This is a genomic window from Bacillus sp. FSL M8-0266 (genome assembly GCF_038613425.1).
GTDB classification, from domain to species: domain Bacteria; phylum Bacillota; class Bacilli; order Bacillales; family Bacillaceae; genus Bacillus; species Bacillus pumilus.
The window spans coordinates 1,075,565-1,091,312 of record NZ_CP152015.1 but is presented as its reverse complement, the minus strand read 5'-3'; the positions used below and the strand labels follow the sequence as shown (position 1 = coordinate 1,091,312).

9 protein-coding genes are annotated in these 15,748 nt (G+C 41.3%); 2 read left to right on the top strand and 7 right to left on the bottom strand.

What is annotated here, in order from left to right:
- Positions 1-11: 11 nt before the first annotated feature.
- Genes MKY83_RS05255 through addB form a run of 4 tightly spaced genes read right to left on the bottom strand, consistent with a single transcriptional unit; the run spans position 12 to position 11,791 of the window.
- Entirely contained in the window at positions 12-3,407 is a 3,396-nt protein-coding gene (locus MKY83_RS05255) for an SMC family ATPase (protein WP_106067180.1), read from the bottom strand.
- Complete coding sequence (gene sbcD / locus MKY83_RS05250; RefSeq protein ID WP_106064954.1) at positions 3,404-4,579, bottom strand: exonuclease subunit SbcD; 1,176 nt, start codon at positions 4,577-4,579, stop codon at positions 3,404-3,406. Before sbcD ends, MKY83_RS05255 begins: the two co-directional genes overlap by 4 nt.
- Positions 4,580-4,605: 26 nt before the next feature.
- The gene (gene addA / locus MKY83_RS05245; RefSeq protein ID WP_065098900.1) at positions 4,606-8,304 is read right to left on the bottom strand and encodes a helicase-exonuclease AddAB subunit AddA; all 3,699 of its coding nucleotides are present in this window, start codon (positions 8,302-8,304) and stop codon (positions 4,606-4,608) included.
- Positions 8,282-11,791, bottom strand: coding sequence for a helicase-exonuclease AddAB subunit AddB (gene addB / locus MKY83_RS05240; protein ID WP_065098901.1), 3,510 nt, complete (start codon positions 11,789-11,791; stop codon positions 8,282-8,284). The genes addA and addB overlap by 23 nt, the downstream gene beginning before the upstream one ends.
- A gap of 164 nt (positions 11,792-11,955) precedes the next feature.
- On the opposite strand from addB, the gene MKY83_RS05235 reads away from it, so the two are divergent.
- Positions 11,956-12,402, top strand: coding sequence for a ferritin-like domain-containing protein (locus MKY83_RS05235; protein WP_044139865.1), 447 nt, complete (start codon positions 11,956-11,958; stop codon positions 12,400-12,402).
- Between the two features lie 196 nt (positions 12,403-12,598).
- Here MKY83_RS05235 and MKY83_RS05230 read toward each other — a convergent pair whose 3' ends face one another.
- Genes MKY83_RS05230 through MKY83_RS05220 form a run of 3 tightly spaced genes read right to left on the bottom strand, consistent with a single transcriptional unit; the run spans position 12,599 to position 14,320 of the window.
- Positions 12,599-13,009, bottom strand: a complete 411-nt coding sequence (locus tag MKY83_RS05230) for a DoxX family protein (protein WP_065098902.1) — start codon at positions 13,007-13,009, stop codon at positions 12,599-12,601.
- A gap of 56 nt (positions 13,010-13,065) precedes the next feature.
- Complete coding sequence (locus tag MKY83_RS05225) at positions 13,066-13,905, bottom strand: M56 family metallopeptidase (protein ID WP_065098903.1); 840 nt, start codon at positions 13,903-13,905, stop codon at positions 13,066-13,068.
- Positions 13,898-14,320 (bottom strand): BlaI/MecI/CopY family transcriptional regulator, encoded by a 423-nt coding sequence (locus MKY83_RS05220; RefSeq protein WP_003210872.1) that lies wholly within the window; start codon positions 14,318-14,320, stop codon positions 13,898-13,900. Before MKY83_RS05220 ends, MKY83_RS05225 begins: the two co-directional genes overlap by 8 nt.
- Before the next feature lie 266 nt (positions 14,321-14,586).
- Between MKY83_RS05220 and MKY83_RS05215 the strand changes: the two genes are divergently transcribed.
- A complete protein-coding gene (locus tag MKY83_RS05215; RefSeq protein WP_044140720.1) occupies positions 14,587-15,732 on the top strand; it encodes an AbrB family transcriptional regulator in 1,146 nt (381 codons plus the stop codon).
- Positions 15,733-15,748: the final 16 nt, after the last annotated feature.

Genomic DNA, 15,748 nt, shown 5'->3' with positions numbered 1-15,748 from the left:
CACCTCAACATTTACATTAATTCCATTGAGACCGTTGTCCCTTTCCCGCTTGGATCTGCTGGATGGACAATCAGTTTCTTCGGTAGTCTCATTTTCAATTCTTCCACGTGGCTAATAACACCAACTGCTAAATTGTGAGACTGAAGCTTTTCTAATGCGGTAATGACCGTATCAAGCAAGTCTTGATCGAGCGTACCGAATCCTTCATCAAGGAAAAAGAATTGCAGCGGGAATTCACCTCTCAGCTGAATTTGTGCAGAAAGAGCAAGCGCAAGCGCCAATGATGTCAAGAAGGTTTCCCCGCCGGACAAGCTGGACACGGGACGCCTAACACCGCCATTTGCATCATCACGCATAACAAAGCCGCCTTCTGAGTCGACCTCAATCGCATATCTTTGTCTCGTCAACATACCTAAGCGGGCGGATGCATCACGACTGACACTTTCCAGCTGTTCTTCTGCTAAAAATTCAACAAACGTATTCCCTTTAAAAACAGTTTGCAGTTTATCAAGGCGATCAATTTCTTCCTGCAGTGCTTCCAATCGTTCGTGAATACTTGCAAAGCGCTTATGATTCTCTTCAATCACACGCAGGTGTTCATGTGCGGACCCACTCATTGCTGTCGCTTCTTCCAATGCTTTTTCAGCTGCAGCTTTTCTGTGCTGAATGTCCGTCCACTGCTTTTCATCCAGTGACTCTTCTTTCAGTAATTCAGAAATTCGCTTTAAGTTTGCGGCACATTCCTTTCTTTTATCCTCAAACTCCTCAATTTCCTGTTTGACCGATTGACGTACTGGCTGTTCCATTGAAACAGACTCAATTTCCTGCGGCATATGAAAAGGAGAAGATTCTGCTTCTTTTTCCCATGCTGCTTCTGCTTCTTGTTTTCGCCTGTTCGCCTCTTGAAGCTGACGCTCACTGCTTGAAAAATGACTTTGCGCCTCACTAAACAACTGCTGCGCGTGCTGCAATTGCTTGTACGATTGCTGCTCTTTTTCATTAAGAAGAGAAAGGGTGTGTTCAACCTCTATAAGTTCATCAGAAATAGAGGCAGCTTTTAATGGATATCGGCCTAAATCTATTTCATATTGTTGGATAAGCTGATGCTGACTTTCTAGCTGATGCGCTAGTTTATCAAGTTCTTTCTCGACATTGTATATCACTGTCTGCAGCTGCTCTTTTGCTAGCTGTTTTTCTTCCAAAAACGAAATGCTTTTCTCAATACGTTCTTTATAGCCTTCCGCTTGTTGGTCCTTTTCATCGATTTGCTTTTGCATTTCTTGTACTTGATTCAATATAAGATGCGGGAAGGTCTGTTCAAATTGAGTCGTTTGCTCTGAAAGCTCAGCATCAAACTCTTTGATCAGCACCTCTAATTCTTCGATGCGCTGCTGTTCAAAAGTCAATTGCTCTTTTATCTTGCTCATCTCTGCTGCTTGATCATGCGTTTCATCCATTAAACGAGCTCGTTTATGTTCAACTTCTTGAATATCTTGCTTTATGCCTTTCCATTCTTGCATTAGATCCTGCAAAGACTGCGAATTTTGTACTGTTTCTACTGCTGCAGCGACTTCCGCCCCAGGGGCTTTCTGAGATAAGAAAGCGAATTGCTTCACTAATTGATTGGCATGCGTTTCGAGAAGCTGCTTTGCGGCATACATGTCTCTCCCATAATCCTCTGCCTGCTTGAGCTCTTTGTCCATCCGTTGAATGACTTCATCAACTTGTGCCACGGTTTCTTCATGGTCATTGGATTTCAAAGCCTTTGGATCATGATGAATCGACCCACAAACCGGACATGGCTCACCATCTACTAGCTCTGCCGCTAATTCTTTTCTTAATTCTGCAGCCCTTACCGCATCTCGCTGCTTTAATTTTTCGAGTTTCTGTTGTTGTTCTTTTTGACTCCATTCTGTCAGAGCTCGTTCGAGTTCACATACATAAAAATAGAGGTGTTCAATTGCTTGAAACGATTGGTCTATTTTTTCATGATGGTCGCTTTGCTGCTTTTGAAGCTTTTCATATGCTTCTGAAGTCTGTGAGGCTCGCTTGTTGAGCTCCTCCAGCTTTTGCTTTTCCTTTTGAATACTAAGGTTTATTCTTTTAACATTTTCACTTAAACGTAAAGCATCCTGTACACTTTTGCGTTCTTTCACTGAAACTTGTAACTGCTCCAGCTCATTCTTCAGCTGTGTTTGTTTCGTTAGTGCACGCTCTAATAGAGATTGGAGATTCTCCGCTTCTTTCTTCTTTTGAAGGAGTTGCTGCGCTTTTTCATTTTTTTGGCGCTCTATGCTCGTCTTTTCCTGAAGAGCTGCCTCTTTTTTACGTTCAATTTCTTTTAGCTGAATCAGCTGTTCTTTCTTTTGGAGAAGGTCTGGCTCTGTCTCTATTTTCTTTTGCCGGGCTTGCTCATACTCCCGCGCCATTTGATCATAGATCGTTCGTTGATGCTGCAGCTGCTTTTCTGCTTCCTGTTTCTCTTTCGATGCTTGAGAAAGCTGTTTTTCAGCCTTTGTCAATGCATCCGCATAAGGCTTTAGCGTCTCTGCCTGCTCTGCGATATGGAGCTTCGTCTTTTTCTCTTCTATTGATGGTGCCAGTAAATTCAGCTTGTTTTGTTCAGTCTCGTAAGCTTCTTGTTCCTTTTGATACTGCCAGATCGCTTGCGCCTTTGTAAAAGCAGTGAACGCTTCGTCCCGCGCTTGTTTTTTCTCATGAAAAATAGCCTTTGTCTGCTCAGCTGCTTCCTTTGCTTTTGCCAGCGCCTCTGGACCAGCTTCTCCTAAACCATTCAGTTCAGCCAGCAGTTCATTTTTTTGCCCATAATGTTTTTGAGCCTTTGCACGCAATCGCTTGACGAGTTGATCCCCATATTTCTCCAAGTTAAACAACCGCTGAAGCATTTGACGTCTGTCTGTCCCTTTGAGTGAAAGAAATTCTGCAAACTTCCCTTGAGGTAAGACAACCGCACGGGTAAAGTCATCAATGGTTAATCCGAGTAGTTCTTCTACTTTACGATTCACCTCACTCGCTTTATCTGCGAGAACTGTCTGCGTATCACCGATTTCAATTAGGCGGCATAATGTCGTTCTGACTTTCATTTCATCCGCTCGTTTGAAAGCACGTTCAACTTTATAAGAAATGTGGTGTTCCTTTTGCAAAGCAAATGTAAAGGAAACCGACAGCTTTTCTTCCGCTTGGTTCAAAATACCATGTGTATTATTTAACGCACGCTCCACTTTGCCATAGAGTGCCAGTGTCATGGCGTCTAATATGGACGACTTTCCACTTCCTGTCGGTCCAAATATGCCAAACACACCCGCATCACATAATGAGCTAAAGTCAATTATTTGTTCTTCTCTGAAGCTATGAAGTCCTTTAATGGTCAGCGTAATCGGCTTCAAGTCGCTTCCTCCTCTTGCATATCATTGGCTAGCTCTAAAAACAGTTTGACTGTTTTTTCATCAGGCAGACCGCCACCTGTCTGGCGCTCATAAAACTTCACGAACCTCTCTTCGATCGAGAGTTTTTCCACTTGCTTTTGCTCTTCTATTTGCTGTAGTTCTTTGAATTTTGGACGAATGTGAACAAATCCACTATGCTGCTTTCGGAGCTGATGAATCTCTTCAATAGAGAGCTGATCTGTTAAATGAATCTCTAGATCAATCCATGCCTGAAGATCCCGTTTTTCATCCAGCCACTCGTACACTTGACTCAGTCCCTCAGTCGCCTTCCATTTCATAAGTGGTTTTCCGCTTGATAAAAACACTTCTTTCCAGCTCGCTTTTTCATTCGGTTTTGCCTCCACAATTGTGACTGATTTGGCATAGCCTGATTCAGAAAAGCTATAAGCAAGAGGTGATCCAGAATACCGGGCAATCGTTTTGGCACGTTTGATCGTTTGCGGGCGGTGCAAATGACCAAGTGCAACATAGCAAGCGGCTTCTGGCAGACTTTCAGCCGCAACAGTATATGCGCCGCCTACTTCAATCGGTCTTTCTGAATCTGTTTGACTTCCCCCTGCCACATAAATGTGGCTTGTTGCCATATTGACCGTATCCGGTTGAAATTGATTACTTAAATGTTGAAACGCTTGTTGAATCTTTAAATTGTAATGATCACGAAGCAATTTCTCTTCAAATGTTTCAGCTAGCACCTCATTTAGTCTCGCCTCAGACGGATAAGCGAGTGCTGCAATGGATAAACGTTCATCCGCAGAAGGAACATCGACACGGATGATGTCATTTGTCGGATATCCAATTAAATGAATCCCTTGATCATTTGTTAAAGGTGATGCGGCTGATAAGCGATCCGGATTATCGTGGTTGCCTGAAATGACCACTACCTGGCGTTTTCCTTTATCAGATAAAGCAGATAGACTTTCATAAAAAAGCTGCTCTGCTCTAGCAGGTGGATTCACTGTATCAAAGGCATCACCGGCCATCACAATGACATCAATGTGTTCGTCTTTCACGATTTGATACAGTTCATCTAAAAACTGTGCTTGCTCATCAAGCCGGCTTCGACCTTCAAGGGTTTTCCCTAAATGCCAATCCGCTGTATGCAGAATCCTCATGTGATTCACCTCTCATTCCGATACATTTATAAAGAAATTTCTAAATTCCCATCGAAGAAATAGAGAATTTTCTCCTCTAATGTTCTGTTTGTCAAACGTTCTACAGCTTTTGCATATAACGCTATTTGGGTTTCATAACGCTTTTTCAAGATCGGTTCAGCAGCGTCAACTGTATATCTGCCTTGTACTCTATCAGTTTTATAATCTAGTAAATATAGCTTTCCATCTGTTTCAAATAAACAGTCAATCATCCCTTGAATCAGAACAGGCTCTCCCTCCGTATCAATATGACTGTATACCTCTTTAACAGGTAACACCATACTAAATGACACCTCTCGTTTCACCCAGTCCGCTTTTAGCAGTTTTTGACCAATTGAAGTAGAGAAGAAAGCAGCAATTCCCTCTTGATTTATTGACTGGATCTGCTCATCTGTTAGCAAGTCTCGCTGCTGTAAGGATTCGAGCAAGTGTCCTATACGTGATTCATCATAGGGCTCCTCAGAAGGAAGCGGGATATGCTGCATCACTGTATGCATTGCGGTGCCTTGTTCTGCGGCAGTGAGTGTTTTTTTCTTCATGAAAGCCGGCCGGTCATACAATGTTGCACGAGCTTTTCGAATAGAAGAAGGAACACTGTACTCATCCTGTATTTCTTTCATTCTTTTTATCTCGGAAACAGACTGCTTTGTGCCGACTTGCGAGGCCGCTAGATACGGATATTTCCATGAGAGCCTCTCTGCCACCTGCTCATCAGCATCACCATATCCTTCAACAGGCAGACCATTGATCAATGCTTGTACAATCTCGTCTTGCTCATTCTTTTCAAGTGACATATCTTCCTTTAAAAGATCAGAAGCTTGCGTAAATGAGATAGTGAATGTAGACGGATGCGAAAGAACAACATCTCCTGTTTCTTCTAAAACAGATGACATCGCTTGATGACGGATGAGGGCAGGGCCAATGAAATCTAAGTATGTTTTCGATTGATACCGTTCAAAATCAGGGAGCAGCCACTCTTCTCCGGTTGCGGCATTTTGCCATTTGCTTAATGCTCTCACCTGATTTTTGACAGAGCCGACCAGAAATAATTTTTCTTTAGCCCTTGTGAGCGCTACATATAGGACCCTTAATTCTTCAGATAATAACTCTTTTCTCATCTTTTTTTTCATCGCCACAAGCGGTAATGTCGCATAACTAATTCTCAGCTCAGGATGGATATACTTGCTTCCAAAGCCTAGTTCTTTATCAAGTAAATAAGACTGGTTTAAGTCCATCATATTAAAGTTCCTGCCGAGCCCTGCGGTAAAGACGACTGGAAATTCTAATCCTTTACTGCTATGGATCGTCATCATGCGCACAACGTCCTCTGTTTCACTGAACGTTTTTGCCGCACCAAGATCATCCCCACGCTCCTGCATTCTTTCAATAAAACGAAGGAATCGAAATAGCCCTCTAAAGGCAGCTTTTTCATATTGCTTGGCCCGGTCATAAAGGGCACGAAGATTCGCCTTCCGCTGCTTACCTCCAGGCATCCCGCCAACATAATCAAGATACTGCGTGTCACGGTAGACTTCCCAAATTAATTCTGCCACCGAATGATTGATAGAAAAATCACGCCACTTGCGCAGTAATTGGAAAAATCGCTCTAGTTTTTTGCATGTAGGGTGATCAGAATGCGTCACACTCATAAATGCCTTTACAGCATCATAATACGTGCCTTTTTTATCACTTGTTCGAATCAGTGCCAATTCATTTTCGTCTAAATAAACAATAGGTGATCTTAAAACAGCAGCAAGCGGGATATCCTGATATGGATTATCGATGACTTTTAACAAAGAAAGAATGACAGACACCTCTGTTGCTTCAAAATAACCAGAGGAAAGATTCGCATATACAGGGATTCCCTGCTTCTTTAATTCCTCCATCATTTGCGGAGCCCAAGGCATAGATCGAAGCAAAATGACAATGTCACGATACTGTAAGTTACGGGTCATTTGCTGCTTTGCATCGTACACTTGAAATGGCTGCTCCACTAATTCTTTTATTTTTTTAGCAATGATTCTCGCTTCAAATTGGACGGTCTCGAGCTCTTCTCGCTCTTCGCCGGGTTCTGTTTCCTGCTGATCTAAGTGGACAAGAAGCATTTCTGTCGTTGTATCTTTGCTTTCTGGATAACTCGCTCCAAGCTTTAATTCAGCTTGTTCATCATATTCAATTTCTCCAACTGTTTCCCCCATCAGCTGCTTGAACAAAAAGTTCGTACTATCTAAAACATCTGAACGGCTGCGGAAGTTTTTATTTAAATCGATCCTCTTCCCTGTTTCTTTGCCGTCTGGTTGAAAGTGTTTATATTTGTTTAAAAAAAGCATGGGCTCAGCCAGTCTAAAACGATAAATAGACTGCTTTACATCACCAACCATAAACAGATTGCCCTCTGCAGAATGTTTCCCCTTAGATACAAGCTTTAAAATCGTTTCTTGTACAAGGTTTGTATCCTGGTATTCATCAACGAGTACTTCTTCAAACTGCTGTTGATAGTACTTGGCAGCTTCTGTTTCGATCAAATGTCCTTCTGCATCCTGCTCCGCTAAAATGCGTAAGCAATAGTGCTCTAAATCCGAAAAGTCGACAATTGACTTTTCCTGCTTCGCTCTTTCGAAACGCTCACCAAATTGGATCACAAGCTCTACAAGTGTCTCCACAACTTGCTTCATTTCAGCTAAGCTTTTTAAATGCTGGGCAGGACTGCGCATGAAATATTCATCTTTTAGTTTTTCTAATTGTTTTTTTGCTTGATTACGTGCATCTGTGGCTTTTTCTATTAAAGCAGGGTCATATTCGTCCCCTTTGCACGTTTTGAGCCTTTTAAAATTGACGTTCGGCAAAAGCTCATAAAGTTTCTCAAAATCATCTTGATGACGGATTAATTCATTAACTTGCTCTAAATCATCTATAAAATTCTCTGCTCTCGGTGCTGGGCCGCTCGGTTCTTTTGATAGCGAAAGAGCTCGTTCAAGCAGCTCCTGGCAGCTCCGGAGAACGAGAGAAAGATCTTCTTTGATATATGGATAAAACGGTAATTCTTCTACTTTTGTTTGAGCATCTACATCATAAAGTGAAAGAAATGCCCGCATCCATTGCTCCGGAGAAGGATGTGATCTCGAAAACTCATAAATTCTCTTCACGAGCCATTGCAAATCTAAGTCGTGACGGTCAGACGTGTAACGATCAACCAATTCAAAGAATGATGGCTTTCCAGCCTTATATTCATCCTCAAACAGTTCGTCTAACACTTCATCTCCTAATAGTTCTCCTTCTGTTTGGTCAGCCAAACGAAAGCCTGGATCAAGATCAATTTCATAGTAAAAGGTGCGCAAAACCTGCAAGCAAAAGGAGTGCAAGGTTGAAATATTGGCTCGATTCATGAGGGACAGCTGCCTTCTCATATGAAGAGACCCAGGGTTTTTGGCTAATTCTTTTTCAAGTGCTTCTGTGATCCGATGCTTCATCTCTGCCGCAGAAGCATTTGTAAAAGTCACAACGAGCAGACGGTCCACATCAACTGGATGTTCAGGCCGGGTCATTTTTCGAATCAGGCGTTCAACCAAAACAGCTGTTTTACCTGACCCAGCCGCCGCCGCAACCAAGATATCTTGTCCTTCTGAAACGATGGCTTCCCACTGGTCATCCGTCCACGTACTGTTATTCGGTTTTGGTATTTGCATACTGATCCCCTTCTTTTTTGATCCGTTCTATCACAACATCATCCTTTTCAGAGGTGAGCACCCTAAAATCATTATCTTCTATTGATTCATCGAATTGGCAAATAGACTTGAATGAACAAAAGCGGCAAGGTGTTTGATCCTTTAATTTATATGGATTAATTGCGACCTCTCCATTTGTAATTCTTTCGCCTGCTTCTTCAAATGTGCGCCGAACGTGTTGTGTGAGTATATGGAAATGATCTTCACTTAAAACTGCCGAATCAGAACGGAAAGACCCATCCTTTTTCAAACCGGCTTGAATGACTTGCGATCTACCTGAATCAAGCGTTTGATCCATTAGCTTTACTGCTTCCACATCTTCAAGCAATAAACCCTTCATTTTAAATTTCTTGAATATTTCCTGCTCAATTTCATCCTCTGCAAGTGGAATCGGTGCTTGAATGAGCGGATCATGAATATGGAAATATAAAATGCCAGCAGGCGTTGCTTCTACGCCGAGCCACTCTTTCGAATACGTAATGGTTAGGTCTAAGTATGTGAGCATTTGCAAGGCAAGACCATAGTATACTTCTGCTAGGTCAAGACCTTTCTCACTGGATTTGTAATCGACGATTCTTAAAAGCAGCCCTTTTGAACCTTCTGCTTTATCTACCCTGTCAATTCTTCCGACAAGCTCCATCGTGCAGCCATTCTTTAATTGAAAAGTAAACGGCGGCAAAGGCCCTTGGCCCCCAAAACCTAACTCAAGCCCTACTGGAGAAAATCCACTCAATTTGGCATGTTCACTTAATATAGAAGAGACTCGAATTAAGATTTTCTGAAGCTTTTCTTTAATATAAGCATGCCGATTAGAGCTTAATAGAATCTCCTTTTGAAGACGCGGAGCAAGCTGTTCGATTGCATATCTTGAGTAGTTTACACAATCTTCCTTCGTTAGGTTTTTCCAATCCTTTTTTTGTTCAACTAGCGTATCTGAAATATGCTTCAAAGCCGAGTGAAACAACTGGCCAATATCGGGTGCTTCCAATTTGTAAAATTGTCGATCCTTTAGTTTTAAACCGTGGGAAGCAAAGTGAGAAAATGCACACGCATTGAATTTCTCCATTCTTGAAACACTGCCCTGAATATGGTCACCGTAAAGTTCTTTTGTGACATTAGGTTTTAATGGCTGCGCTCGATTTGTAAAAAACAAACTTGACATGATGTTTTTTGATACATCCCGATGAGGAGATGTCATTAAGTAGTTATAGACACTCCACCATACACCGCTAATGGGATATTGATTGAGCCATTGCTGCAGCTGTGAGACGGTATACGACAACGAAACATGCTCATTCGCTACAAATTTTAATTGCTCCTCATCTTCTAGCTGTTCTGGATCTAACACATAAAGAGCCTGCTGATGATTTGGCATAAGCTCTTGGCAATACTTGATGAGTGTCGAAGGCAATAGAGAACGTCCTTCTGCATCAGAAGCCGCATAGGATAGATACAAATGTCGGGATGGACTTGATAACGCTTGGTAAATTAAAAATTGCTCATCTAGCAGCCGTTCCTTTCCTGTCTCTGCTAGCTCTGCTCCTGCTCGTTTTAACCATTCTCGGTCATCCTCAGACAATACACTCTCATCAGAGGGGCGTGCGGGAATAACGCCATCATTTACACCAATGATAAACGTACACTTCACTTGATACATTCTGGATAAATCCATACTTCCGATAAATACTTGGTCGAGTGAAGGCGGAATCAAAGCGAATTTTAGAGAAGCTAATCCTGTATCTATCATCTGTTGGAATAAAGGAAATGAGAGCTCTTCGTCACCTAGCATGTCAACAAATTCATCCATTAATTGAATCACCGCATCCCATACTTGCCCGTGCTGCATTGCTTCAGCTAATCGACCTGCTTCTTCAGCCTCAAGCCTCGCTTTTTCAAGCTTATCTGGTACTTGTATCTCTTCTAAAAAGACATAGACAGCCTCTACCATGTCCCTTACCTTTTGCGCTTTTTTGAGCCCTTTTTGCAACTGGTAAAGCGGGGGCGCGATCCATTCTTTGACGTCATTTAGCATTTGTTCCATTTCAATTTCTTGATCTGTTTGTCCGAAATCCTCATCTAATGATTGGAAACGCCTGTAATGAAACCGGGAACCGTTTGTCCAGCGCTCTCCTTTTACACCATAAGCAATACAATAGTTTTCAAGCTGATCTGCATGCTCTCTCGCTTTGTTCTTAGTGATTTCAGCCGGAAATAAGAACTCTGTTTTCACGCAGCGAAATACCGCTTCATACCGCCAATTTCCTTTTATGACATCCAAGCTCGAACGAATCAATTCGATGAGCGGATGATACTGCATCGATTCATTTCCATCAATAAAAAAAGGAATATCGTAATCTCTAAAAACCTCTTTTAACGTATCTTTATAGTCATCTACATGCCGCGCTACAATCGAGATATCTCGCAGTCTGAGTCCTTTTTCTCTCACTAAATCAAGAATATCTCTTGCTACTCCCTCAATTTCAGCTCGTTTATTTGCACTTTTAGACACTGTGAGATGAGGGGTGTTTTCCTGATATGGCTGCACGGGCCGCTGCTCATATTGGTGTTCTAAATAAGCAAGATCTGGTGTATAAAGGTGCCGATGATTTCTTTCAAAAATGTTTTCAGAAATGTCAGCTCCGCACTCTTTAGCAAGCTGATAGAGCTGGAAATACGTTTTACCTGTCATACGAAATAAATCAAGTTCATTTGGCTGCCTATCATGATAGGATCGATCTACTGTGAAAGCCGCAGTTATTTTTGCTGCATGCAGCAAGAGCTGTTCAATGACAAGAAGCTGCTGCGGTGTAAATTGATAAAAACCATCTATATAGATGTGTGCTCCTTTTATTTCTTCAGCTGAAGGAATTTGCTGGGCAAGAAGAGTCAAATAGTCTTCTGAGTGCACATATTCATCTTGTAAATGCTGCTCCATCTGCTGATAAAGAACATGGAGATCATGCAATTTTTCGGCTGCCCGTCTTTCTTCTGTATACTCTGAATGCATGCTAGACGCTGAAATTTTCTCAATATCCTCCGGCAGCATACAGTATCTTTTGAATTCAGCCATCGTTTTTTCGATTTGCTCCACAAACCCCGGCTTATCACTCGCTTTTTTGAATACTTTAAACTTGTCTTTCTGCTCTTCAATCACTTTTCTTAAAAGCATTTGAATTCCTGTGCTTGTCACAAATTGCCGGTTCGCTCCACCAGTCTGCTGTAAAATAGACCAAGCAAGACGAGTGAAACTAAATACTTTAGCTCTGATCATTCCACCAGCTTCAGACGTTTTCGCAAGCTCATATTCCATTAAAAATGTCATTTGATCCGGGACTAAAAAAATGATTGGCGGACCCAACGGATCAAGCCGAAGCTGTTCTTTGATTTCCTCTAAGATTGCAGTCGTTTTTCCACTCCCCGATCTGCCTGCTAAAAACTGAATCTCCACGTTCCACAACACCTTTCTTATGTACTCATATTCTAGCGAAAATAAAGGTAAATAGCTATTTTCCTATCACGTTCCCATTCTCCTTTCTGAAAAAAACATAGGCACCTTTCCTCACTCTTTTCATATCATAAACCATCATGAACTAAAAGGAGGCTGGCAATATCATGTATTACGGTTACTATGACTACTCGCCTTATGACATGCGCCAAAACACAAGAATCATTTCAGACCTTGAGAAAGCGATCAATGGTGAGTATTCTGCGATCCAATGCTACGAAAAACTTGCCCAAAAGGCAAAAAATCCTGAAGCAAAGAAGATCATTCAAGAAATACGCCAGGATGAAGTCAGACACTATCAACTATTTTCAAAGCTATATTATTCTTTAACAGGTAAAAACCACAAACCAAGCGTAACAGAACCTTGTCCAGACCAATTCAGAGAAGGACTTATGTTTGCCTTTAAAGATGAACAAAAAACGGTCGATTTTTACTTAAGCGTATCAGACTATGTCCGGGATCAAGGAACAAAAGAGCTAATGAAACGTATCGCTCAAGATGAGCAGCAGCACGCTGTATGGTTTTTATATCTTTTAACGCACCATGCATCATAGATAGTCCTATTTTAATAGGAGATCGTATGTTCCGTCAAAAAATGAAATCGATATTTCGTTCATTCAATCTGTCAAAGAAAGCGCTAAATATAGCAAAGCCTCACATCCCTTCCTTATTTTCAAACGAGAAAATGAGAATTCGACCATTAAAAAAACTCCTCTGCCACAAAGAGCAGAAGGAGTTTTTTATCATCTTTTAATGAAATTTTGCTTCATTGCTTTGCTGCTGATGCTTGAGAATCCCATCAATTGATAACAGCTTACTGCCACTAAGAGTTAAATAAAGCGCCATGACGAAAAGCGAAAGTTCAAATTCATAACCACCAACAAATCCTTTAGAAAAACCAACAGTGATAATCGCTACTGCCATAATTGGTACGAATAATGCTGCGAAAATACGTGTTCCTAGACCTAAAATCAAGGCGATACCACCGACTAGCTCAATTGTCTTGACAATGTAGGCCATGAATTCAGGTACACCGATTTGTCCGAAGAATGCTGCTGTGCCTCCCAGCCCTTCTTGATATGCCTGAAGCCCATGTAAAAAGAAAATAATACCTAAAATAACGCGTACAAAAAGTGTTCCTATTTCTTGATTTGTTTTCATATAGTGATTTCCTCCTGTTTTTACACTACATAATGTAATGTTAATAAGTAAAAAAATTAGTAATTAAGGTTGAGCATAATCATTAAGACCACCATCAGAATCGCTGAAGTGACGATTGGAATCATTGGTACATTAAAAGGAATATTGTAAGTTGGATTTAAAATTTTTTGTATTCTTAAATTCAATGCCCGATCCCCAAAGGACACCGCAAACTTTGTTTGTTTTTGAAACTGGGTTCTCTTTTTAATCAGCTTCAAAAGGGCCTGCCCTACTCCAAGCTCAGTACCTGTCTGCTGAATGGCATAGTCATCTGCAATCACTTCACGAAAAACAGAGTAGCTTTGTCTCATATGCTTTAACACTGGAATGTACCAAATGACTTTTGTGAGCATTGAGAACATGAAAGCCTTTAAAGGATCATAGCTGTATTTGTGATGCAATTCGTGATGAACAACAGCGTCAATCTCTTCTTCATCTAGCATGTCCATGAGAGCTGTTGATAAATAAACCTTTGGGTGAAGCATCCCCATTGCAAAAGCAAGCGGTTCATGACAATGAAACACGATGATGTCATTGGCATATTTCTCAGATAAAGATTCGGTCGACTGGTGATCGACTGCAAGCATCAGATTTTGCTTGAATTGAATGTACTTTTTGATTTGTTTCGTCATATAAAAAATCGCAAAACCCAATGTGTAAAAGACTAAGGCATCCAGAAAGTATTTTAAAGGAGTGAACCCATAGAATTCGAGCACAGACTGGCATACATGGATCAGGTTATATGCTTGACTCCAGCCAAAAAAGCTTGAAAGTACGTAATACCCCATCTGATAAAAAATGGCTAAACCAATCAATATACCGCCTGAAAACAGCAGACTCGACTTCATTTTATTCATTTTGCTGCTCCTCTTTTTTAGACGCTAGTCGTGCTTCTAGTACTTTGAGTAATTCAGGATCAGCACTTTCAATCGCATCCACCATATGATTCACTGCCAGTGGACCGAAATCGTCCATCAATCCTTGTGTAATCCATTTTGTTTGCTCATTTAGAAATTCTTCTTTTGTTAAAATAGGATTATAAATAGATGAGCGCCCTTTTGTTTTTTTCTCCACAATTCCTTTTTCGGTTAAGCGGTTCAGCACAGTCATCACGGTGTTGAAATTAATCGGCTTCTCATCTGACAGCTTTTGCTGCACCTCTTTAATCGGCATATCCTCACCTTCATAAAGGATCTCCATAATTCTTCCCTCTAAAGGACCAAAAAAACGATTCAATCCCTTTTCATTATATTTAAAAGAAGGAATTTTCATGTTATCACCTCACACTAAGCATTGTAGTGTAATTGAAAATGATAGTCAACTGATAACATAAATAGGGGAAAATCGTTGTATATTGACTTTGTTTTTGGTAAAAATTATATCTTTCTTTATAAAAATATACTAACCATTTAGCGATAAGATAATCTTATGAAAATAGTGAAAAAATTCGTATTTTATTTATAGAGACTTTTGTATTATAGTGAAGTTAACAACATTTCACTTACTGAACAAACATATAGGAAGAAGGTTTACATGTGATGAAACAAGGAAACAGCCTTCGAACCGATCTCATTCTCATTGCGATAAGCGGTTTAGGTGGATTTCTTTTGTCTTTAACAGGTATGTCTATTGGCTGGATGGTAGGTACATTAATTACAGCAGCTTTTATTGCTATGCGCCGCCCCACCCTGTTTCAGCGTAAAGGAACCAGCACCTTACGTATTCACAGCAGATGGCTGCTCCTTGGTCAATTCATTCTCGGAATCGAACTCGGACAGAAAATGAATATGAAGGTCCTTCACATTTTCGCTGAAAATTGGCTCCCTGTGAGTTTCATGCTCGTCTTTTCTATTCTACTGGCGATGCTCTCAGGCTTTGTCTTATGGAAGCTGAGCAAAACAGATATGCTGACAAGCTTTGTCGGAACTGCCCCCGGCGGTTTATCCGCTATGCCGGGGATTGCCCAAGAGGTGGGAGCCAATACAGCTGTTGTGAGTCTTGTGCAAACGATACGTGTATTAATGGTTGTACTCACTATCCCATTTACAGTGTTTTATTTAAATACAAAAAACCAAGCGGATGCGGCTGTAGTTACGCAAGGGAGCGCTTTTTCTTCGGGTGTTTTCACCCTTTCAAACATCTCTTGGACCGCTGCGCTTATTTTAGGTGCCTGGCTCATGTCACGCCTAGCAGTTCGTCTTCATTTCCCTGCTCCTTGGCTGATCGGCAGCATGCTAGGCGTCGCAGCTCTTCAAGTTGGTGCGGGCGCACTCATAGGTTATGATTTGATTCCTTATTGGCCGGCACAAGCGAACATTGCGTCTCAAGTATTTCTAGGTGCAACCATCGGGTCAAAAATGAATAAAGAGATGTTTGTCGGGCTAAAAAACACTCTCATTGTGGCTGTCGTCAGCTCAGCTGGGCTAATTGCTGCGACTGTCCTCAGCTCTATTGCCATTGCTGAAATCACAGGTATCTCTGTCATTACAGCCATTCTTGCTTTTTCGCCTGGCGGTATTGCAGAGATGGCAACAACTGCAGTCACACTGCACGAGGATTCTACCTTTGTTGTGGCTGTACAAGTCGTCAGAATTATTCTCGTTATTGCAATGCTGCCACCGTTTTTCCGGTTCTTACACCATGTATGGGCAAAAAGGCAGCCTGATTATAAAGCCGCAAAATAAAAAAAGAGACGCTTTG